The 20,057-nt window shown below is 56.5% G+C and carries 16 protein-coding genes and 2 pseudogenes; 4 read left to right on the forward strand and 14 right to left on the reverse strand.

The genetic code is table 11. The annotated features are described in order from the left end of the window. The first annotated feature begins 214 nt into the window (after positions 1–214). Positions 215–673, forward strand: a complete 459-nt coding sequence (locus K3169_RS01380) for an REP-associated tyrosine transposase (RefSeq protein WP_263269660.1) — start codon at positions 215–217, stop codon at positions 671–673. A 124-nt stretch (positions 674–797) separates the two neighbouring features. Here the strand turns inward: K3169_RS01380 and K3169_RS01385 are convergent. The 14 genes and pseudogenes from K3169_RS01385 to K3169_RS01450 all read right to left on the reverse strand — a co-directional run. After that, a pseudogene (locus K3169_RS01385) lies at positions 798–887 on the reverse strand (SAM-dependent methyltransferase); the annotation flags it as partial. Between the two features lie 473 nt (positions 888–1,360). After that, a complete protein-coding gene (locus K3169_RS01390; protein ID WP_231676476.1) occupies positions 1,361–1,852 on the reverse strand; it encodes a hypothetical protein in 492 nt (163 codons plus the stop codon). A 205-nt stretch (positions 1,853–2,057) separates the two neighbouring features. Beyond that, on the reverse strand, positions 2,058–2,684 hold the full coding sequence (locus K3169_RS01395; protein ID WP_099269185.1) for a class I SAM-dependent DNA methyltransferase: 627 nt from the start codon (positions 2,682–2,684) through the stop codon (positions 2,058–2,060). A 41-nt stretch (positions 2,685–2,725) separates the two neighbouring features. Continuing rightward, complete coding sequence (locus tag K3169_RS01400) at positions 2,726–3,370, reverse strand: methionine ABC transporter permease (RefSeq protein WP_027899910.1); 645 nt, start codon at positions 3,368–3,370, stop codon at positions 2,726–2,728. Beyond that, positions 3,360–4,490 carry a methionine ABC transporter ATP-binding protein gene (locus K3169_RS01405; RefSeq protein WP_231676470.1) on the reverse strand — a complete coding sequence of 377 codons (1,131 nt, stop codon included), beginning with the start codon at positions 4,488–4,490 and terminating at the stop codon, positions 3,360–3,362. The genes K3169_RS01400 and K3169_RS01405 overlap by 11 nt, the downstream gene beginning before the upstream one ends. Before the next feature lies 1 nt (position 4,491). Beyond that, a pseudogene (locus tag K3169_RS01410) lies at positions 4,492–5,229 on the reverse strand (MetQ/NlpA family ABC transporter substrate-binding protein); the annotation flags it as partial. A 190-nt stretch (positions 5,230–5,419) separates the two neighbouring features. Beyond that, a complete protein-coding gene (locus K3169_RS01415; protein ID WP_263269665.1) occupies positions 5,420–6,778 on the reverse strand; it encodes an LLM class flavin-dependent oxidoreductase in 1,359 nt (452 codons plus the stop codon). Then, positions 6,778–7,983: an SfnB family sulfur acquisition oxidoreductase gene (locus K3169_RS01420; RefSeq protein ID WP_263269667.1), complete on the reverse strand. Its 1,206-nt coding sequence runs from the start codon at positions 7,981–7,983 to the stop codon at positions 6,778–6,780. The genes K3169_RS01415 and K3169_RS01420 overlap by 1 nt, the downstream gene beginning before the upstream one ends. A 24-nt stretch (positions 7,984–8,007) precedes the next feature. Continuing rightward, the gene (locus tag K3169_RS01425) at positions 8,008–9,255 is read right to left on the reverse strand and encodes an SfnB family sulfur acquisition oxidoreductase (protein WP_122396366.1); all 1,248 of its coding nucleotides are present in this window, start codon (positions 9,253–9,255) and stop codon (positions 8,008–8,010) included. 432 nt (positions 9,256–9,687) lie between these two features. Next, entirely contained in the window at positions 9,688–10,422 is a 735-nt protein-coding gene (locus K3169_RS01430; protein ID WP_099269203.1) for a hypothetical protein, read from the reverse strand. A 579-nt stretch (positions 10,423–11,001) separates the two neighbouring features. Beyond that, the gene (gene tcyN, locus K3169_RS01435) at positions 11,002–11,745 is read right to left on the reverse strand and encodes an L-cystine ABC transporter ATP-binding protein TcyN (protein WP_027899903.1); all 744 of its coding nucleotides are present in this window, start codon (positions 11,743–11,745) and stop codon (positions 11,002–11,004) included. Positions 11,746–11,747: 2 nt separating this feature from the next. Continuing rightward, the gene (gene tcyL / locus K3169_RS01440) at positions 11,748–12,416 is read right to left on the reverse strand and encodes a cystine ABC transporter permease (protein ID WP_027899902.1); all 669 of its coding nucleotides are present in this window, start codon (positions 12,414–12,416) and stop codon (positions 11,748–11,750) included. Then, on the reverse strand, positions 12,413–13,210 hold the full coding sequence (gene tcyJ, locus K3169_RS01445; RefSeq protein ID WP_263269670.1) for a cystine ABC transporter substrate-binding protein: 798 nt from the start codon (positions 13,208–13,210) through the stop codon (positions 12,413–12,415). Before tcyJ ends, tcyL begins: the two co-directional genes overlap by 4 nt. A gap of 289 nt (positions 13,211–13,499) precedes the next feature. Then, positions 13,500–14,495, reverse strand: a complete 996-nt coding sequence (locus tag K3169_RS01450) for a D-cysteine desulfhydrase (protein WP_263269672.1) — start codon at positions 14,493–14,495, stop codon at positions 13,500–13,502. Positions 14,496–14,689: 194 nt separating this feature from the next. Between K3169_RS01450 and epsC the strand changes: the two genes are divergently transcribed. From epsC to K3169_RS01465, 3 genes are all read left to right on the forward strand, one after another. Then, positions 14,690–15,643 carry a serine O-acetyltransferase EpsC gene (gene epsC, locus K3169_RS01455; RefSeq protein ID WP_099269177.1) on the forward strand — a complete coding sequence of 318 codons (954 nt, stop codon included), beginning with the start codon at positions 14,690–14,692 and terminating at the stop codon, positions 15,641–15,643. Between the two features lie 130 nt (positions 15,644–15,773). After that, positions 15,774–17,855 (forward strand): type VI secretion system tip protein TssI/VgrG, encoded by a 2,082-nt coding sequence (tssI, locus tag K3169_RS01460; RefSeq protein ID WP_263269674.1) that lies wholly within the window; start codon positions 15,774–15,776, stop codon positions 17,853–17,855. Beyond that, entirely contained in the window at positions 17,855–18,637 is a 783-nt protein-coding gene (locus K3169_RS01465; RefSeq protein WP_263269676.1) for a DUF4123 domain-containing protein, read from the forward strand. Before tssI ends, K3169_RS01465 begins: the two co-directional genes overlap by 1 nt. The last annotated feature ends 1,420 nt before the right edge of the window (positions 18,638–20,057 follow it).

Raw genomic sequence — 20,057 nt, forward strand, 5'->3', positions numbered from 1 at the left:
TGCTGCGCGACAGCGTGGTGTCAGGGACACCGGGGCGACTCCCACAGGAAGTTGCATTCTCAGGCTGGAAAGCACTGTGAATGTGGGAGCTGGGCTTGCCCGCGATACAGGCGACTCATTGTTGAGTCAGACACATCCAGCCAATTAATCCAGAGCAGCAGATCACCCCGCGTGACCTACCTTTTGAGTTCCCCTAAAGCTCAAAGGCAATGGAATGCGATCTCTTCATCAATCTCGACAGTTACGCATTGGTCGCCACAGTGAAAAGGGCCGGATCTATCTAATCACTTGCAACACTAAAGACCGTCAACCGATCTTTGGTGACTGGCGAGTAGGTCGTCTTGCTGCAAAGCAGTTCGTGTTGGCCGAGCGTGATGGCTTGGCTCGTTCTTTGGCCTGGGTAGTGATGCCTGATCATTTTCACTGGTTGCTGGAGCTCAAGAGTGGTTCGCTGAGCCGAATGGTTGCGCGTACCAAATCACGCGCCTGCGTCGTTGTGAATGCTGCCCAAGGCCGAACCGAAAGTATCTGGCAGCGCGGCTTTCATGATCATGCGGTTCGGCAAGAGGACGATTTGAAGGGCTTGGCCCGGTATCTGATCCTCAATCCTGTAAGAGCGGGACTGGCCGACCGGGTGGGTGACTATCCGCTTTGGGATGCTGCGTGGATTTAACCTGGCCTTAGATCGAGTCGAGGCTATCGCGAGCAAGCTCTGTTCCCACAGGAATCGCGTTTATCTGGCTGGAATGCGGTTGCTGTGGGAGCTGGGCTTTGCCCACGATAAGGGCGACTCGGTGTTAAGTCTTACGCCAAACACTCGCTAACCAGGGCTGTTGTTCCCGAGGTAGTTCAGCAGGGTGGTAATAGTGTTCCAGCTCAACAACCCCCCGAAGCAGTGAGTGGTTTTGCCAGAGTTCAGGATTTCGTAGATCGAGCCGAAGCTATCGCGAGCAAGCTCTGCTCCCACAGGAATCGCGTTTATCTGGCTGGAATGCGGTTGCTGTGGGAGCTGGGCTTGCCCGCGATAAGGGCGACTCGGTATTAAGTCTTACGTTAAACACTGGCCAACCAGGGCTGTGGTTCCCAAGTAGTCCAGCAGGGTGGTAATAGTGTTCCAGCTCAACAACCCCCCGAAGCAGTGAGTGGTTTTGCCAGAGTTCAGGATTTCGTAGATCGAGCCGAAGCTATCGCGAGCAAGCTCTGCCACAGGAATCGCGTTTATCTGGCTGGAATGCGGTTGCTGTGGGAGCCGGGCTTGCCCGCGATAAGGGCGACTCGGTATTAAGTCTTACGTTAAACAATAGCTAACGCTGATATTCACACTGAATAGGTGCAGCGTACTCAATAATTTCATGTGCTGTTATGAGTCGTCCTGCTCAAAAGAAAAATTTCTGAAGAGTACAGGTGTGATAACACCTATTTTTTTCATCGCCCTCTCACCATCTTCCTTGGACATGTCATAAACATCTACCATTACATAACCTGAAATAATTGGGTATTCGGACTCAGTCACGCTAATTGAAAAACGTTCCCACTCCGAGGCAACAGTCCGTTGTTCAAAATCTAAGCCTCCACCGCCGTTTGAATTTGTGTGAGAAACGCCCAACAGGAATTCAGCCGGTTCCCCGCTCTCCACCACACGTTTAGCTTCGAACTCAAATGTACCTGGCCCGGTCATCGGTATTATCTGTTCAAGCCATATGGGCTGCCCCTCGGGCCTGAGCTCAATGCAAAATCCGCCCGTGGTGCTATCGGGGTCAAGAATGAATTTGAATGACGGATTGGAGTTGCGGAACGTCCAAGGATGCAATTGGGCGTTTTGAAAGGTTCCGTTTTGTATGAGGTTAGCCATGATCAATGCCTGATGGATTTAATTAACTGCTATCAATCAGGTTAGTTGAGTCGCCTGAAGTTGCTGAGGGGGGTTATACGTTGTTGGAATGGTTAATTTTTATTAAATCGCTGTTTGCTATTAATAAAGGTTGCGGTGCAGATTAAATTTACACGACGCAGGTCGCCACGCTGCTGTCTTATCCTTCGACCCAGGCTAATTAGTATCAAACCTTACGCCAAACACTCGCCAACCAAGGCTGTTGTTCTCTCGGCAACCCTGCTGGGCGGTAGTAGTGTTCGAGCTCGACAAACCCCGCTGCGCTGAGCAATTCGCGCCAGGATTCCAGGTCGTGATACGAGCCATACCGTGGGCCGTTCCAGCCTTCCTGGTTGTCTCCACGTGGGTTAGAGCTGAACAGCACTCCGCCCGGTTTTAGCGTGGCATGAAGTTCACCCAGCACACGGAGCAGTTCCTGCTTGGGGATGTGAAACAGCACGGCGTTGGCGAAGATGCCATCGAAGCGCTTAGCAGGCAGGTCCAGCTCAAGGAAGTTTTGTTGCCAGACTTCGCAGCCCGTTTCAGCCCGAGCCATTTCAGCGAAGCGTTCGGAGCCGTCCAGACCCACCGGGACATGACCCATGGCGCTAAAGGTCTTCAAGTCGCGCCCTGGCCCGCAGCCGAAATCCAGGATCTGCCACGGTGCCTGGCCTTCAATATGGCGCAGCAGTGCGGCAATGTTCTGGCTGACGTCGTGGTCGCGGGTGCCTTCGCGGAAGTCCTCGGCCACCTGGTTGTAGTGGCCGAGAGTTTGGTCGGTGATTTGTGCGAGGTCTTGCGCTTGGAGCTTCATGGCGAGTCTGTCTGAGCAGTGAGGCGCCAAATATAACTCACTCAGCGCTTGTTCAGACCTCTGGCCAGACGATCGCCGCCCAGTTGAATGACGGCGACCAGAATCACCAGCAGCACGATCACGGTCAGCATGATCTGGGTATCGAAGCGCTGATAGCCATAACGGTAAGCGATGTCCCCCAACCCGCCCGCGCCAATCGCACCGGCCATGGCCGAGGAGTTGATCATGGTCACCAGCGTGATGGTGAAACCACCGACAATGCCCGGTAGCGCTTCAGGCAGCAGCACGTGCCAGATGATGTGCCAGCGGCGGCAGCCCATGGCTTGCGCGGCTTCGATCAGCCCGTGATCGACTTCACGCAAGCTGACTTCCGCGATGCGCGCAAAGAATGGCGTGGCAGCAATGGTCAGAGGCACCACGGCAGCCCAGACGCCATACGTGGTGCCGACGATCATCCGGGTGAACGGAATCAGCGCCACCATCAGGATCAGAAACGGAATGGAGCGGAACAGGTTCACGAAGCCGCCCAGTACCTGATTCAGTGCGGGCGCTTCATAAATCCCGCCTTTGCCGCTGGTGACCAGAATGACTGCCAGCGGAATGCCCAGCACCAGTGCGATGAACGACGAGACGCCGACCATCAGGAAGGTATCGATGGCGCCTTGCAGCAAGCGATCAAACCACATAGCCCAGTACCTCCGCGTGTTGCGCCTGTTTGCGCGCCTGGCTCAACAGTGTGTCGATGCTGTGCGGCGAGCCTGTCACCGACAGCAGCAGGTGGCCCAGCGCATGTCCCTGAATCCGTTCAACTCCGCCTTGTAGCAAACTGACGCGGCCACCCAGGGCCGCAAACAGTGCAGCCAGATCAGGCTCTTCGCCGCTGTCACCGGTGAAGTGCAGATCCAGCACGACTTTGGCGTCTGGCGTTTGCGGTTCGGCAGCAAGTCGTGCCCGCAAGTCTTCCGGCAAGCCGTGTTGCAGAGGTGCTAGCAGGGTTTTACTCACCTCATGCTGCGGGTTGCCGAACACTTGCCAAACCGGGCCTTGCTCGACAACGCGGCCCTGCTCAAGGACCACAACGCGGTCGCAGATATCGCGGATCACGGCCATTTCGTGGGTGATCAAAATGATCGTCAGGCCGAGGCGCTGGTTGATCTCGCGCAGCAGACCGAGGATCGATTGAGTTGTCTCAGGGTCCAGCGCTGAAGTGGCTTCATCGCAGAGCAGAATAGCTGGGTCATGCACCAGTGAGCGGGCAATGCCGACACGCTGTTTCTGGCCGCCAGACAATTGCGCCGGGTATGCCTTGTGCTTGTCCTGCAGGCCCACCAGTTCCAGCAGCTCGGTGACTTTGCGCTGGCGCTGTTCCTTGGGTACGCCTGCCACCTTGAGGGGCAGCTCGACGTTTTGCCACACGGTTTTGGCTGACATCAGGTTGAAGTGCTGGAAGATCATGCCGATGCGACGGCGCAGCTCCACCAGCTTGTCTTCGTTGAGCTCGCCGATGTCAGTCTGTTCGATCAGCACCCGCCCGCTGCTGGGTTGTTCCAGGCGATTAATAGTGCGGATCAGCGAGGATTTGCCGGCACCGCTGCGGCCGATGATGCCGAAGATTTCACCCTTCTGAATCGCCAGATCGATGTTTTGCAGCGCATCGACGGGGCCTTGCTGACCCTGATAGGTTTTACCCAGATTGATGAATCGCACGTGCGCGCGATTTAGTTCGGCGTGCAGTTCGGCCTTGGCTGCCGAATGCGCTGCGCCCGTGGTTTCGAGTGGCAGTTGGCGTTGCACGGATGCATTCATGTCAACCTTCCCAACCGGCTTGGTAGAGCTTGCCATTGACCTTGTCCAGGGTGGCGCGCACGACTGGCGAGTGCTGATAGATGTCGATGAATTTAGCCAGGCGTGGATCGTCTTTGCTTTGCGGCTTGATCACGAACTGGATGACGTATTCCGGGTGATCAAGACCATCAAAGAGAATCGCCGATTCTGCATCGAAGGTTTTCGACAGGCGAATATACGCTGGGTAGCCTTGGACCAGATCAGCGTCGTCATAGGCGCGAACCAGTTGTACGGCCTCTACCTGAATGATCTTTATTTTTTTCGGGTTGGCGACGATGTCTTCTTCGGTGGCCTTGTAACCCACGCCTTGCTTGAGGGTGATCAAGCCAGCCTTGGCCAGCAGTTGCAGACCGCGACCGCTGTTGATCGGATCGTTTGCGATGGCCACGGTGGCGCCGGTTGGCAGTTCATCGAAGCTTTTGTACTTCTTGGAGTACAGGCCGACGTTGTTGATGATCCCCGGCGCGTACGGTACCAGATCAAACCCGGCGGCTTCTTTGGCATTGGTCAGAAACGGAATGTGCTGGAAGTAGTTCACGTCGATATCACCCGCCGCGAGGCTGACGTTGGGTGCAATCCAGTCGGTGAATTCCACCAGCTCGACCTTAAGGCCTTGCTTGGCGGCTTCCTGAACAGCGGCTTCGAGGGGAATGGCGAACGCCGCGGTGGTGCCGACTTTCAGCGGCGCGTCGGCGGCATGGGCGGTGAGGGCTAACAGGCTCAGGGCCAGGGTGCTGATGATTTTTTTCATGGCGGATGTCCGGTGTGTTGCAGGGGTTAGTTGTGTTGTTTGTTTGGTTTGAACGCATTCCATTGTGGGAGCCAGGCTTGCCTGCGATTGGGTTTTCAGGCCATCGCGGGCAAGCCTCGCTCCCACAGGATCTACGCCATCAGCGGGATCTGTAACTGGCTCCGACATGCCGCTCTGGCAATCGCGCGCCGCCTTCTGGAAACAGCTTCTCGCGCAGGCTGCCGGTGTCGTAAGCGGTTTTGTATGAGCCGCGTTTTTGCAGTTCGGGGATCACCAAATCGATGAAATCCACGTAGCTTTCCGGGGTGACAATGCGGGTCAGGTTGAAGCCGTCCAGGCCGGTTTCGGCGATCCACGACTCCAGCTCGTCCGCGACGTGTTCAGGCGAGCCAACCAGGGTGATGTAGCGTCCGCCCAAGGCGTGTTGGTCGAGCAGTTTTTGCCGCGTCCAGTCGTTGTTTTTGAGGTTTTTGGTAGCTGATTGAATGGCGTTGCTCTTCACGTACTGAATGGGCTCATCCAGCTCGTACTGAGAGAAGTCGATGCCGGTTGAAGCGGCAAAATGCGCGACACCGGCCTCGGCGCTGGCGAATTCGCGATACTCCGCAAGCTTGGCCTGCGCCTCGGTTTCGGTTTTGCCGACGATCACGTTCAGGCCCATGAACACTTTGATGTCTTCAGGATTACGGCCAGCCGCTACGGCGCTGGCGCGGACTTTGTTCACTTGTTCCCGGGTCGCGGCCTTGTTCTGGCCGCTGATAAACACGCACTCGGCATGTTGCCCGGCGAACTGCAGGCCGCGCTCCGAACTGCCTGCCTGAAACAGGACCGGCGTACGTTGAGCAGAGGGTTCACACAGGTGATATCCCTCGACCTGATAGAACTCGCCCTTGTGTTGAATCTTGTGCACCTTGTCCGGGCGGGCATAAACCCGCTGCTCGCGGTCGTTGATGACCGCGTCGTCTTCCCAACTACCTTCCCAGAGTTTGTAGAGCACTTGCAGGTATTCATCGGCCTGATCGTAGCGACGGTCATGCTCGACCTGCTCGGTCAGGCCCATGGCCCGCGCAGCGCTGTCCAGATAACCGGTGACGATGTTCCAGCCCACCCGACCACGACTCAGATGATCCAGCGTCGACATGCGTCGGGCGAACAGATAAGGCGCTTCGTAGGTCAGGTTGGCGGTAAGGCCGAAGCCGAGATTTTTAGTAACCGCAGCCATCGCCGACACTAGTAACAACGGGTCGTTGACCGGCAACTGGATGGACTCTTTGAGCGTCACATCCACCGAGTTCTGATAGACGTCATACACGCCGACGATATCGGCGATGAACAGGCCGTCGAAAAGGCCGCGCTCCAGCAGCTGTGCCAGTTCGGTCCAGTATTCGAGTGTGTTGTATTGGCTCGAGTTATCCCGTGGGTGAGTCCACAAACCATGATTGATGTGGCCAATGCAGTTCATGTTGAAGGCATTGAGCAGGATCTTTTTCTTCGCCATCAAATCGTCCCCCGCAGCGGAGGATTCTTGTCATTGAGGTAGTAATTACCGATGGCGTGGAACTTCCAGCGTACCGGGTCGTGCAGCGTTTGGACGCGCGCGTTGCGCCAGTGCCGATCAAGGCCATGTTCGGCCAGAGTTGCCTGGCTGCCCGCGAGTTCAAACAGCGTGCTACCAGCAGCGAGCGAGATTTCAGTGCTGATCGCGCGGGCTTCGGCGACGGCAATCGATGCGGCTGCGACGTTATCGGCATTGCTGTCGGCCTGAGCGATATCAAGGATTTCCCCGGCGCGATCCAGTAATGCTTCGGCGGCGAATAAGCGAATGCTGAGTTTGCCAAAGCTGCTGAGGGTCAGTGGGTCGTCCACGGCTTTTTCGATGCCGGAATCGATCCATGGGCGGGTGCGGGTACGAACGAAATGCAGGGCATCTTCGAAGGCGGCGCGGGCGATACCGGTGTCGATGGCTGCGTGAAGAATCTGTGCCAATGGCCCAACGGTGGTCGGGCGCTCGAAAGCGCTCTGGAATGCCACGACATCGCGGGCATCCACATAGACGTTTTCAAATACCACTGAGCCGCTGCCGGTGGTGCGCTGACCGAAGCCGCTCCAATCGTCGATGACGGTCAGGCCTTCACTGTCAGCGGGCACGAATGCCAACTGCTGGACGCCATTTTCGTCGATCACTGAAGTGGGAATACGTTGCGCATACAGTGCGCCAGTGGAGTAAAACTTGCGGCCGTTGATGCGATAGCCTTCGCCGTCTCGAGTCAGGCGAGTGGTGCGATCGTGGGCTGTCTTTGTGCCTAACTCTGCGAGTGCATTACCGAAACGCAACCCGGCCAACGCTTCGGCATACAGGCGCTTCTGTTGATCGGCATTGCCGTTAACGCGCAGTACTTCCAGTGCGTAGAAATGGTTCTGCGGGATCTGCCCCAAAGACCCATCTGCCTCGGCGATCAGGCGGATGACTTTTGCCAGCGTGACGTTTGACACGCCCGCGCCGCCAAATGCCTTGGGCACGCTGATGCCCCACAGGCCGGAGGCGCTGAAAAGATCCAGTTCTGCATGGGGTAGGCGACGCTCCTGATCACGTGCCGCGCTCTCACGTTTGAAGTGGGCGGCCAGTTCCTGAGCAATGTGCAGGGCCTGTTGATCGTTTTCGATCAGGGCCGCACGGTCCCGCAGTGGGGAATGCAAACTCATAACGCTGTACTCCAGTGGTCTGGTTTAAATCCACGAATGGCGGGCGGGCAGGGTGCCGTTCAGGTGCCATGCGCCGACGGCGTGGTATTTCCAGCGCACGGGATCATGGAGGGTGTGGACGCGAGCGTTGCGCCAGTGCCGGTCCAGGTTGAACTCGGCCAGGGTGGCGCGGCTGCCAGCCAGTTCGAACAGCTTCTCGCTGGCCAGCAGTGACACTTCAGTGGTAAGGACTTTGGCGCGAGCCACTGCGATTGATGCGCGTGCTGCCGAGAATTCATCGATGGGACCGGCGTTGACCTCATCCAGGACTTTCGCCGCTTCGCGCAGCAGTGCTTCTGCTGCATGCAGTTCCAGCTTGAGTTTGCCGATGTCGGCGATCACATACAGGTCATCGCTGGCTCGTTCTACCTGAGCGTCAACCCAAGGGCGCGAACGCTCGCGCACAAACTCGATGGTGTCGTCGATGGCTCCACGGGCAATGCCTGCGTCGATGGCCGCCTGGATCAATTGCGAGACTGCGCCCTGAATATTGGGTGTCAGTGCCAGGCGCCAGTTTTCGACCACCAGTTCGCTTTGCACCTCTACGTTTTCCAGCAGGACCGTGCCGCTGGCGGTGGTGCGTTGGCCGAAGCCCGACCAGTCATCGACGATGCTCAAGCCTGAGCTGCCGCGCGGCACAAAGGCCATGATTTGCTGACCTTGGTCGTTCAATGCTTTGACCGCGACCCAATGCGCGAACAGGGCGCCGGTGGAGTAGAACTTCTGGCCGTTCAGGACCAGACGTCCTTTGTGATTAGTGATACGAGCCTTCAGCTCCAGGGTATTTTTAGTGCCGCGCTCAGGCCCGGCATTACCGATCCGCCAGCCGTCCAGCACGCTTTTGAGCAAGGCTCTTTTCTGCTGCTCGTAGGCACTGCCCAACAGCAGATGAATGATGCCGAACTGGTTCTGTGGGATTTGGCCCAACGCCGGGTCTGCTGCGGAGATAATTTTGAAGACTTCAGCGATGGTCACGAACGAGACTTGCGGCCCGCCATACGCACGCGGGATAGAAATACTGCCCAGGCCGCTGCGGGTGAATGCTTCGATCTGCTGCCAGGGGAGCGAGCGCTGAGCATCGCGCTCGGCAGCCTGCAAGCGGGCTTGTGCAGCCAATACATAGGCGGCTTCGATTGCCTGGGCGTCATTTTGTAATATCCGCGCAGGGTGCAATGGCGGCGCGATATCCGAGCCGTGCTCAGCCAAGGGGGTGTGAGACGTTGAAGCGACCATTCGAACCTCGCAAAAACGCCCTCCAAAGAAGGCGAAGAAAAAACACGATGTCCGGTGGTCCGGTGCATATACCCTAAGGCGACTAAAAAATTAAATATACGAATTTTTTGGAATAAGCATAGAAGACTAAATCATGCCTTCTCAGACGGTTTGTGCGTAAGTCAGGCATGAGCCAAGCAGCACAATAAGGATGCATAATTTTATGGGTTTACTGACTTTCATGAACGTATGTCCCTAATGACGACAGGTCGTTCAGATAAGCCTAGTCAGTTGTTTGTATATGTTATGAGTATGCTTGTAGGGGAATATGCAGTTGGCTGTAGGAATTGTCTTGGGAATAGTAGGTTTGTGAGGCAGTTCGCGCTTGCAGAGCGAGTAGGCCAATACACGAAGCTTTGAAAACTTCGCATATTGGCTGGTATTAAAAAGTGTTCAATCATACCCGGGGCGATTATCCAGAGTACTGACGCTAATTTCCCGTGGCGGTGCCCAGCGAGAGTTATTACCGACTCGATCAATAACGCAATACGTCACCTCCAGTTGCGGCTCATCACCCGCCTCGCGAATCAAGGTGGCGGGCACAATCAGCTTGACGGGTTTACCAACGTTATCGGCATCCAGGGGTTCCAGATCCATGCGCAGATCACCCCAGCGCAGAGTAATTTCATCGCAAGGGGCCATGTTCAGGTAGGGCTCGATGGACAGTGGCAGGCCTTTTTTGACGTCACTGGTAACCAGCCCGTTCCTGATCACAGCGTCCGGCAGGCAGACCGGTGCAAGCCCCTGGTTTTCTTCGCAACTGTCATTGATCAACAGCCCGCCGGGCATGTCCAGCTTCACTCTCAGCCTGCGGCAGGGCGAGGTAATGGGCGCGCCGCCGATCTTCATCAGCCGGTAGTAGGTCTTGACAGTGCCGCTTTGCAGAAAGCTTTCCGGTACTCGCAGGACCATGGTGTAGCCAATATCGGATTCATCCAGAACTTTCGAAGCGACGTAACAACCGCCCCAGTACAACTCGATCAGGTCGCCTGCGTCCATGTCCGGGTAAGGGTCGATGTTGACCAGCAAATGGGCAGCCGCGCGAATGCCGACACCATGCCTGTGGGCCTGTGGGACGTAAGGTGGGAACAGTTTTAGACCGCCTGTTTTGCCAAGTGTGTAAGTCATGTCTGAATGCCCGTCGTCATTAAGTTGATCATTGGTAGTTGTAACAAATTTATTGCTGGAGTCATTGCTGTGCACCTCGAGTTCAACCTGTGGATAGTTAACGTATAGTTCGAGCTTATGGGAAGCATTACAAAGTGTCGGTAAATGCCGCTTGCAACTATTCGAGGGCGTTAGAAGTTTCTGTTGTTCTTGAGCTAATGTCGTTTGCGCTTATCTGTCAAGGCGCTAATGGATTGACCTAGGCGTGTACGAATAAATAAGATACTTCCTACAAGGTTTCGTCGAACTGTTGACCGTATCGGCTTGGTCCGTCCTACTTGAGGAAATAAACAGTTATGTTTACGAAGGATGAAAACCTGCTAGCCGACCGACCAGGTAAAAGAATTGAGCCCCCAGCCGCTGCCCTCTCTATTTCATTGAGTGGGATCAGAGGAGGGCGTCTGTTCAGGTTTTTAGATGATTTTTTAGCGATTCTGAAAGTGCATCAACGACGGGTTTGATCGATTGATTGATGTACAAATGTAAAGCCAGCAGGAACAGCGCCAGAAGGCGCAGGTTTCTGCTCTGTGCTTTGTAGGATCAGTTCCTGCTTCGCTCCAGAAATTGCCGTGTCCGTTCTTCGCGCGGGTTGGCGAACAGCTCCTTCGCGTCGCCTTGCTCGACAATCACCCCCTTGTCGATAAACACCACACGGTTAGCGACGTCCCGGGCGAAATTCATTTCGTGAGTGACGATGACCATGGTGCGGTTTTCTTCAGCCAGGGCGCGAATAGCCGTCAGCACTTCACCTACCAACTCAGGGTCCAGCGCAGAAGTGGGTTCGTCGAACAGAATCACTTCCGGCTCCATGGCCAGGGCGCGAGCAATGGCCACGCGTTGCTGCTGACCGCCCGACAAACGCCGCGGGTAGGCGTCTTCCTTGCCTGCCAGTCCTACTTTTGCCAGTAGTTTGCGACCCAGTTCAGACGCCTTTTCACGCGGCATCTTCTTGACCACCACCGGGCCTTCGATGACGTTTTCCAGCGCGGTGCGGTGCGGGAACAGATTGAAGTTCTGGAACACAAAACCCACGTGCTGACGAAGTTCTCGAATCAGGCTTTGCTGCTTGCTGAGCGGGCGGTTGCCGTCTATTTCGATGTTGCCCACGATGATCTTGCCGCTGGTGGGTTCTTCGAGAAAATTCAGGCAGCGCAGCAGGGTGGTTTTACCCGAACCGCTAGGGCCGATGATCGCTACGACTTCGCCGGCCTCGACCTTCAGGTCGATACCTTTGAGCACTTGTTGACCCTTGAATTCCTTGGTGAGCTTTTCAACCACGATCATGTTCAAGACTCCACATCATGGCGGTTGACTCTCTCTTCCAGACGATTCTGCAGGTACGAAAGCGCCGTGGCGAGGATCCAGTAGATCAAGGCGGCGGCCAGGTACATGGTGAAAATTTCGAAGGTGCGGGCGGTGATCAGTTGTGCCTGACGGAACAGTTCCGGCACCTGAATAGTGGCCGCCAGCGCGGTGTCTTTGACCAGCGAGATAAAGCTGTTGCCCAGTGGCGGCAAGGCAGTGCGGGCGGCCTGAGGCAGAATGGCCCGGCGCATGATCTGCGCGCGGGTCATGCCAATACTTGCCCCAGCCTCCCATTGACCACGATCCACCGAGGCAATCGCGGCACGCAGGATTTCACAGGCATACGCACCCATGTTCAGCGAGAAGCCGATCAGCGCAGCGGTCAGCGGGTCCAGTTCAATGCCCAACTCCGGCAAGCCGTAATAGATCATGAACAGTTGAACCAGCAGCGGCGTGCCGCGGAAGAACGACACGTAAACCCGAGCGATGCCGCGCAGCAGCATCAGCGGTGACAGGCGCATGAGCGCCAGCCCGAAGCCCAGCAGCAGGCCGAAAAACATGCCGCCCAGGCTCAGGAATATCGTGTAGTACGCGCCCTTTATAAGAAAGGGCGCGGAGTCCAGCGCAAGCTTCAGACCCTCTTCAATCATTTGGTCACGTCAGCCTGGAAGTACTTCTGCGACAGCTTGGCGAGCGTGCCGTCAGCGCGCAGTTTTTCGATGGCCTTGTTGATGGCCGCAACCAGTTCAGGCTCGCCTTTACGGATGGCAATGCCGGACTCTTGGCGGGAGAAGGGTTCGCCGGAAACAGCCAGGCTGTCCTTGGTTTTGGCGATCAGCTCCAGTGCGGCCAGACGGTCGACCAGAATGGCGTCGATACGACCGACACGCAGGTCCTGATATTTGGTTGGGTCATCGTCGTAGGTTTTGACGATGGCGGCTGGCACGTTTTCCTTGAGCCATTGCTCGTAGTTGGTGCCCAGACCTACGCCCACTTTGGCGCCTTTGAGGTCGGCTGCGGTTTTGAACTTGTCTGCATCTTTCTTCTGCACCAGCGCCTGAATACCGGAGATGGTGTAGGGCTCGGAGAAGTCATACTTCTTCTTGCGCTCTTCGGAGATGGTCACCTGGTTGATCACTACGTCCAGACGCTTGGACTCCAGCGCCGCCAGGATGCCCGCCCATGGGGTCGCTTGCAGTTGCACTTTGACGCCCAGCTCTTTGGCCAGCGCTTCGGAGAACTCGACCTCGAAACCGGTCAGCTTGCCACTTTCATCCTGGAAGCTGAACGGAGGGTAGGTGCCTTCAAGGCCGACTTTGATCGTGCCAGCCTTTTTGATTTGATCCAGTTGCTCACCCGCAACCGCTTGACCCATCAAGGCGGAACCGAGCACCAGGCTCAGGGTGGAAAGCAGAACGGTGCGCCGAATGGCAGAAATAATCATGACGAGCCCCATTTAAGTTGTTTGGTTTCAGGCAAGAATCGGACCTGACGAACGCTACGTTGGCAGCGGATGTTTATCCAGCTTTTTCAGCGCTTTGATCCGTGCTGGCGGCGATCATAGAAGCAGCTGGTTATGGTTCAAAATAACTAAAAACCTGATTAATATTCGATTTTTGAATAATCAATCGCGTTCTTGTAGGAGCTGCCGAAGGCTGCGAAGCTCAATGTCTGACACTCCGCTATCGCAGCCTTCGGCAGCTCCTACAAAAGTAGCGTCAGGTATTGAGCCTTTACGCAAACACATCCGGGTAAGCAAACAGCGCAGGCGCACCACCGGTGTGCAGGAAAATCAGCGGGCCGTCATCAAAACGTCCACGGCCGATGCCATCCAGTAGCCCGGCCATGGCTTTACCGGTGTAGACCGGGTCCAGCAACAGACCTTCATGACTGGCTACTAGTTTTATCGCAGACAGAGTGCCGGCATTTGGCTCGCCATAGCGCGGGCCGAAATACTCGTCCCATAGCTCCACTTTAAAAGCGTCGGGCAACGTTACGCCCAACAACTCTGCAGTGCGCTCGGCGAGGCCTTGCACTTTCGGCCGCTGAGTCTCTTCGGGGCGCGACACCGTTACACCAATCACTGGCAACTGCGGCAAGGTTTCGGCCAAGGCAAGGGCCAGACCGCTATGAGTACCGGCACTACCGGAGGCCAGCACGACCGCGGCGAAATCCAGCCCGGTCTGCTTGATCTGCTCGGCCAGTTCAAAGCCTGCCTTCACATAACCCAGTGCCCCAACCGGGCTGGAGCCACCAATAGGCACCAGATAAGGCTTTTTGCCGCTGTTACGCAGGCGGGCGGCGAGTGCGTGCAATTGCTCGTCGGCGTTGTCGAGGTTTTCCACCATCTCGACCTTGGCGTCGAACAAATCCAGCAGCAGGCGATTACCGTTGTGCAGATAACTGCTGTCTTCGGTAGCGATCGGATTTTCCAGTAGAGCCACGCAGCTAAGGCCCAAGCGGGCGGCCAGGGCAGCGGTCTGACGCACATGGTTGGACTGAATCGCGCCCGCGGTGATCAGCGTGTCAGCGCCCTGCGCCAACGCATCGGCGGCAAGGTATTCCAGTTTGCGGACCTTGTTGCCACCTAGAGCCAATGTGGTGGTGTCATCGCGCTTGATATAGATGTCGCGGCCCGCCCAGACCGACAGGCGCTCCAGTTTTTCCAGTGCCGTTGGAGCACCGATCAAGTCCAGGCGATTAAATTGAGCGAGCTGTTGTTTGATCATGAGGATAAGTAAGCCGTACAGAGAGTCGCAGGACTATAAGCAGACACTTCCTACAGGGCAACTTCTCACTGCTTATGCCCTCAGAGGAGAAGGCCTACTCAAATTGTTATTTTTTCGCCTGAAATCTTTGCCGTAGAGTGGCCGTATCAGCGGCCACCACTAGAAAGCCGTATCCCGAATCGAGGAGAGTCAGCGTGAGTGATACCCCAGAGGCATCCGCCGAAGGCCGATCCAGTCACTGGCAGTTGCAGCAGATCGTCAGTGAACTGCGCTCCGCGCGTGATGATTGGCGGGCACGTAACAAGCGGGTCAGCGGTGAGCATGGCGGCCGCGAACTGCCCTCCCGCGCCGCCATGCGCGACATTCTTGAAGCGCTCTGCGGCGCGCTGTTCCCGATGCGCCTTGGGCCAGTGGATCTTCGCGAAGAGAGTGAAGACTTCTATGTCGGTCATACCCTCGACGTCGCTCTTAATGCGCTGTTGGCGCAAGCCCGCTTGGAACTGCGCTACGTGGCGCATCAACGCTCTGAAGATGTTCGTGCCCTCGATAAACAGGCACTGGACCTGATTCAGGGCTTTGCTCGGGCCTTGCCGGAGATGCGCAAGCTGCTCGACACTGACGTGCTGGCCGCTTATCACGGTGATCCGGCGGCGCGCAGCGTTGATGAAGTGCTGCTGTGCTATCCCGGCATCCTCGCCGTCATCCACCACCGCATCGCCCACCATCTGTATCGCGCAGGCTTGCCGCTGCTGGCCCGGATCAGTTCGGAAATTGCCCACTCCGCCACCGGCATCGACATCCACCCCGGCGCGCAGATCGGCCCGAGCTTCTTCATTGACCACGGCACAGGTGTCGTCATCGGCGAAACCGCCATCATCGGCGAGGGCGTGCGCATCTACCAGGCCGTCACCCTGGGCGCCAAACGCTTCCCGGCGGACGAAGACGGCCAACTGCAAAAAGGCCACGCCCGCCACCCCATCGTCGAAGACGACGTTGTTATTTACGCGGGTGCCACGATTCTGGGCCGCATCACGATTGGTAAAGGTTCGACTATTGGCGGCAACGTCTGGCTGACGCGTAGCGTGCCAGCGGGTTGCAACCTTACGCAGGCGAATTTGTTGCAGCAGGATGATGGGAGTCAGAAGTAGCTGTCGGCCTCTGATGTTTTGTCGCCTGTTAATAGGGATAAATCCTACGGATGCTGTTCGCAGCATCCGACTTCTTGTTATTGAGCGTTAGTGCAAAGTCCCGCCTTTTATTCAGGCCAAGGACTTGCCCATGTTCAACCCCGCCAACCGCGCTTCGTTCACGCTGGAAATTGCCGGGCTTGAGCATGACTTTCGAGTGCTGGCCTTTACGGCAAAGGAATCCATCAGCCGTCCGTTCAGTGTGCGCATCGAGCTGGTCAGCGAGCGGGCCAATCTCAAGCTGGAAGACGTGCTGCACCGACTGGCGTTTCTGAGGTTCGACGCTGACGGTAATGGTCTCCACGGACAGATCGGCGAAATCGCTCAGGGTGATTCCGGCAAGCGCTTTACCCACTATTTCATGCAACTGGTGCCCAGCCTCAAGCGTCTGGAATACCGCAGCAATCATCGGATCTTTCAGGGCAAGACCGTTCCTGAAATCATCGCGCTGGTCCTCAAGGATCACGCCGTTTTCAGCAACGGGTTTGCGTTCAGATTGCGCGAGCCCTCCAAACACCGTGATTACTGCACCCAGTATCAGGAAACCGACCTGCATTTTGTGCGCAGGCTGTGCGAAGAAGAGGGCATCCACTTTCACTTCCAGCACAGCCCTGACGAGCATTTGCTGGTGTTTGCAGACGACCCTATTCAGTTGCCGGTGCTAAAGCCAGCAGTCGCCTATGTGCAAAGCAGCGGACAGGTTGCAGCCGCGTCGGTTATCAACAGATTCAACGTGCGACTCGCCACGCGCTCGGGCAAGGCCAGCCATCAGACCTATCACTTTCAATTGCCCCAGGTGGACCTGCTCAGCAGTGCGGGCGGCGATGGTCGTAAGGAACTGGAGGATTATCAGTATCCGGCGCCGTTCACGGATCTCAGCGTCGGTACGCGTCAGGCGCAAAAGGCATTTGAGCGAAACCGCAGTGATGTCCGGTTAGCCAGTGGTTCGAGTGACCAAAGTGCGCTGGTCAGTGGCCACTTGTTTGAACTGACACATCCCAATCCGGCGTGGAGCCAGCAGTGGTTGCTGACGTCGGTGTTCCATGAGGGTAAACAGCCGCAGGTGCTGGAGGAGTCGATGCCTCGGACATCGGGAGCGTTTACTCAAGGCTATCGCAATCGTTTTGAAGCCATCCCCGGGAAGGTGCCGTTTCGTCCACCGCTCAGGCACCGCAAACCAAGGGTTTTAGGCAGCCAGCATGCGGTAGTTACAGGTCCGCCCGGCGAAGAGATCTACTGCGACGAATACGGGCGGATCAAGGTCAAGTTCTTCTGGGATCGTGAAGGCAAGCGTAACGAGCATTCCAGCTGCTGGCTGCGGGTCGCCACTGGTTGGGCCCATGAGCAATACGGCACGACGATGATTCCTCGAGTCGGCATGGAAGTGATCGTGGGTTACTTCGAAGCCGATCCCGACCAGCCTTACGTGCAGGCCTGTCTGCCCAATGCTGGTACGCGAGCGCCGCTGAACCTGCCTGTGCAGAACACCCAGACCGTGCTCAAGACCCAAAGCAGCCCAGGCGGCGTAGGTTTCAACGAACTGCGCATTGAAGACCGCAAAGGCGCTGAATCCATTTCCATCCGCGCTCAACGCAACTGGTCTGAGCATGTGCTCAACGATCAATCGATTCAGGTGGATAACCAGCGCAAGGTCAACGTCACCGGGCTGTCCAGCCACGAGCTGCATGGCGAAGAACACCACCTTACGCATGGGGCACGCAAAACCCAGGTGCTGGCCGATGACTCATTGACGGTGGTCGGTAATCAGCACATCAGCGCGGCTAATCATCTGGTCAGCGCTGCGCAGGAAATACACCTGTCCGCCGGGCAGAACATGGTCATAGACGCCACGCTGAGTACGACGATCAAGGCGGGTGGTCACTGGATATCGATTACTCCTGCGGGGATTTTTACCAGTGTGCCGATTTTGTTGGGTGGGGTTCCGGTGCCGGGTATGCCTGCGGTTCCCTCACTGCCGATGTCGCTGGACAAGCAAGCGGCAATCACTGCGCCCAAGTCTGCGGCAGATCATTCAAGTCTGGCGCTTCCTGAGCTACTGGTGGGCGACACCCCGATTGTCGAGCTTTGCCAGAAGCCTGAAGGCAAAACGCCGATGGAGTGCCCATTGACGCATTGCCCTTGTGCAAGAAAATTGCGCGAAGGGGGGCAGTGATGAACACCTGGTTACTGCTTGAACGTACGAATTCAGTTCTGCCACAGCTATATCGAAAGATAGGCGCTCCCCAGCTCTCGATGCTTTTCGACACCACTGAATTAGCAGCCTACACCGAGCAAAGCCCGCTTCTGGTAACTACAGATGAAAACTCGGACTTGCTCAATGCGGTGCAACAAACTCCTGAAGATTGGCCTGGTTTGATCATCCAGAGTGAGCAGCCGACAGTCGCGGTACTGGCTCATCTGCGTCAAATTTTGCTTGTCCGCTTCGAAGCCCTAGGCAGAGGTGTTTTGCGGTATTCCAACCCTGTCACCGCGAGCTATTTTTTCCCGGCCTGTCAGGCCGACTCACTCAAATACTGGCTTGGACCTATCAGCCGCTTGAGTTGGTACGGCGGAACATGGGGAGACCGAGCCTTGAACGCACGCTCCTGGCGAAGTCTTGAAAGCCCTGAAGGCGAAAACCGGGAACCCTTGGCCTTTGAATTCGTGCTCGATAGCCATCAACAACAGGCCCTTCGATGCCAGCAACAGGATCACTTTCTGTACCGGTGGTGGCTCAAACAAAGTGACCTTTGTTATTCGCATGGCCAGCTGTGGCTGGGCGAGGGGCTGCGTTACGGATTTACAAAGGCTGACAGTCTTGAGCGTTACCTGGACGTGCGTCGGGACCATCCATCGCCTGAGGTGCCTCAAGAGTTGCCGAAAGGCTCTGACGAAACCCGTTTTGCCTACTTGCTGCAGCATCTGCAAAAAACTTCCACCGAACAGGAAAACTGAGATGGCACATAACGTCGGCGATCTGAGTCGTGGCCCTTGCTGTGAAATCAATAAACTCATCGTTCAGGTGGTCGGCAAGTATCATCCCGCGACTCAGCGCCTGGCTATTTATGAACGCGAAAGCGATAAGCGCCTGGATGCAATTACCGCTCAGGCTTGTCCGGAAACCATTACCGCGTTTATGTGTGCTCCAAGCACGTTGCATGTCTGGGACTGGAGTGGTGAACCACGACATCGGATGATGCTAGAGGTTGAATCAGAGTACGGCCCACCGATTCTGTTGCCGCTGCCTGACGTCGGCATCACAGTCCGGCAACTGGACCAGCAGCACAACCAGATCGTCCCGATATTACCGTTCGTGGCGCTGCCCGGAATCAACAGTGTCCATGACCACGGCACGCCGGTGCTATGCCGCGCTGGTTACATTTATGTGTTCCTCGGTAATCGCCTGTGGCGCGAACTGGAAGTTCAGGTCACGGACGAAGGCACCACCTATCACGACATCGATCTGGATAAGTTCCGCATTGAGGGCGGGTACGCCGATGATGCCCGGCTAGCCACGGGCAAAGGACTGGACGACATCTGGCTGCCCGCCAACTGGAACAATAAGCGCGTTGAAGCCGAGTTATGTTTTAGCGAGGTGCAGCTCAATCATGCGCGACTCAAACGTCTGGAGCAGGATCCGGCACTGCGTAAACAACGCTGCCAGCGACCCGACCTCAGGGTTTTCAAGGAAGCATCCGACAGGCGTTTTCAGGACAAGCCCGATGGGGCGGCCATGCTCGAAACGTTCAGCGCCTTTGATGCGTTTGACGCCATCAAGCAGTCAGAAGCGGGTGCCGCTCATACCACGTGGTTGAACCTCAGGCAGCATGCCTTTCCCTTATCGGTTCCAGCGCCGCAACGGGCCCGGCAGACTGGTTTTGAATGGATGCTCGATCAACCGGCCCAGTATTTGTGTGACCTGAGTGGGCAATTTCTGACGACCGCTTTCAAGGCTGCACGGCAGCACGTTCAAACATGTGAAGAAGGGAAGGCCGCTTATCATCCGCAGCGCATCGAAACCGGTGCCTGGGCGCAGTGTCTGGAGCAAATCGTTGAGCTGACGGCGGAACACAACAGTGGGCTATGGGAGGCTCACCCACCCGCTGCGGACGTGTTATCGCACGCACGCGACCGCCATCTCTACGGCGTGATGCTGGAGGATACGCACTACCGGATGCGTCATCTGAACACTCGTATTCAAGAACAACAGCAGTTACTGGAATTGTGTGGCGCGCGGGCGCAACAGTACGGCCATCACGGCAGCGCTCTGTTGGTCCAGCAGTTGATCGTGCCCGCGTCAATTGGCGGCCAGAAAAACCCGATGCATCAACAGCTGGACCATCTCAAAGAGCAAGGTCGACTGGACATTAACCGC

The sequence above is a fragment of the Pseudomonas phytophila genome, assembly GCF_025643095.1.
Lineage (GTDB): Bacteria > Pseudomonadota > Gammaproteobacteria > Pseudomonadales > Pseudomonadaceae > Aquipseudomonas > Aquipseudomonas quasicaspiana.

What these genes read in the sequence shown, in the direction of transcription:
- K3169_RS01465 (WP_263269676.1), top strand. Translation starts at nt 17,855, where the DNA reads ATGAACACCTGGTTACTGCTTGAACGTACGAATTCAGTTCTGCCACAG.
- tssI (WP_263269674.1), top strand. Translation starts at nt 15,774, where the DNA reads ATGTTCAACCCCGCCAACCGCGCTTCGTTCACGCTGGAAATTGCCGGG.
- K3169_RS01425 (WP_122396366.1), bottom strand. Translation starts at nt 9,255, where the DNA reads ATGGTCGCTTCAACGTCTCACACCCCCTTGGCTGAGCACGGCTCGGAT.
- K3169_RS01400 (WP_027899910.1), bottom strand. Translation starts at nt 3,370, where the DNA reads ATGTGGTTTGATCGCTTGCTGCAAGGCGCCATCGATACCTTCCTGATG.
- tcyJ (WP_263269670.1), bottom strand. Translation starts at nt 13,210, where the DNA reads ATGATTATTTCTGCCATTCGGCGCACCGTTCTGCTTTCCACCCTGAGC.
- K3169_RS01415 (WP_263269665.1), bottom strand. Translation starts at nt 6,778, where the DNA reads ATGGCGAAGAAAAAGATCCTGCTCAATGCCTTCAACATGAACTGCATT.
- tcyN (WP_027899903.1), bottom strand. Translation starts at nt 11,745, where the DNA reads ATGATCGTGGTTGAAAAGCTCACCAAGGAATTCAAGGGTCAACAAGTG.
- K3169_RS01395 (WP_099269185.1), bottom strand. Translation starts at nt 2,684, where the DNA reads ATGAAGCTCCAAGCGCAAGACCTCGCACAAATCACCGACCAAACTCTC.
- K3169_RS01430 (WP_099269203.1), bottom strand. Translation starts at nt 10,422, where the DNA reads ATGACTTACACACTTGGCAAAACAGGCGGTCTAAAACTGTTCCCACCT.
- K3169_RS01380 (WP_263269660.1), top strand. Translation starts at nt 215, where the DNA reads ATGCGATCTCTTCATCAATCTCGACAGTTACGCATTGGTCGCCACAGT.
- K3169_RS01405 (WP_231676470.1), bottom strand. Translation starts at nt 4,490, where the DNA reads ATGAATGCATCCGTGCAACGCCAACTGCCACTCGAAACCACGGGCGCA.
- tcyL (WP_027899902.1), bottom strand. Translation starts at nt 12,416, where the DNA reads ATGATTGAAGAGGGTCTGAAGCTTGCGCTGGACTCCGCGCCCTTTCTT.
- K3169_RS01390 (WP_231676476.1), bottom strand. Translation starts at nt 1,852, where the DNA reads ATGGCTAACCTCATACAAAACGGAACCTTTCAAAACGCCCAATTGCAT.
- K3169_RS01450 (WP_263269672.1), bottom strand. Translation starts at nt 14,495, where the DNA reads ATGATCAAACAACAGCTCGCTCAATTTAATCGCCTGGACTTGATCGGT.
- K3169_RS01420 (WP_263269667.1), bottom strand. Translation starts at nt 7,983, where the DNA reads ATGAGTTTGCATTCCCCACTGCGGGACCGTGCGGCCCTGATCGAAAAC.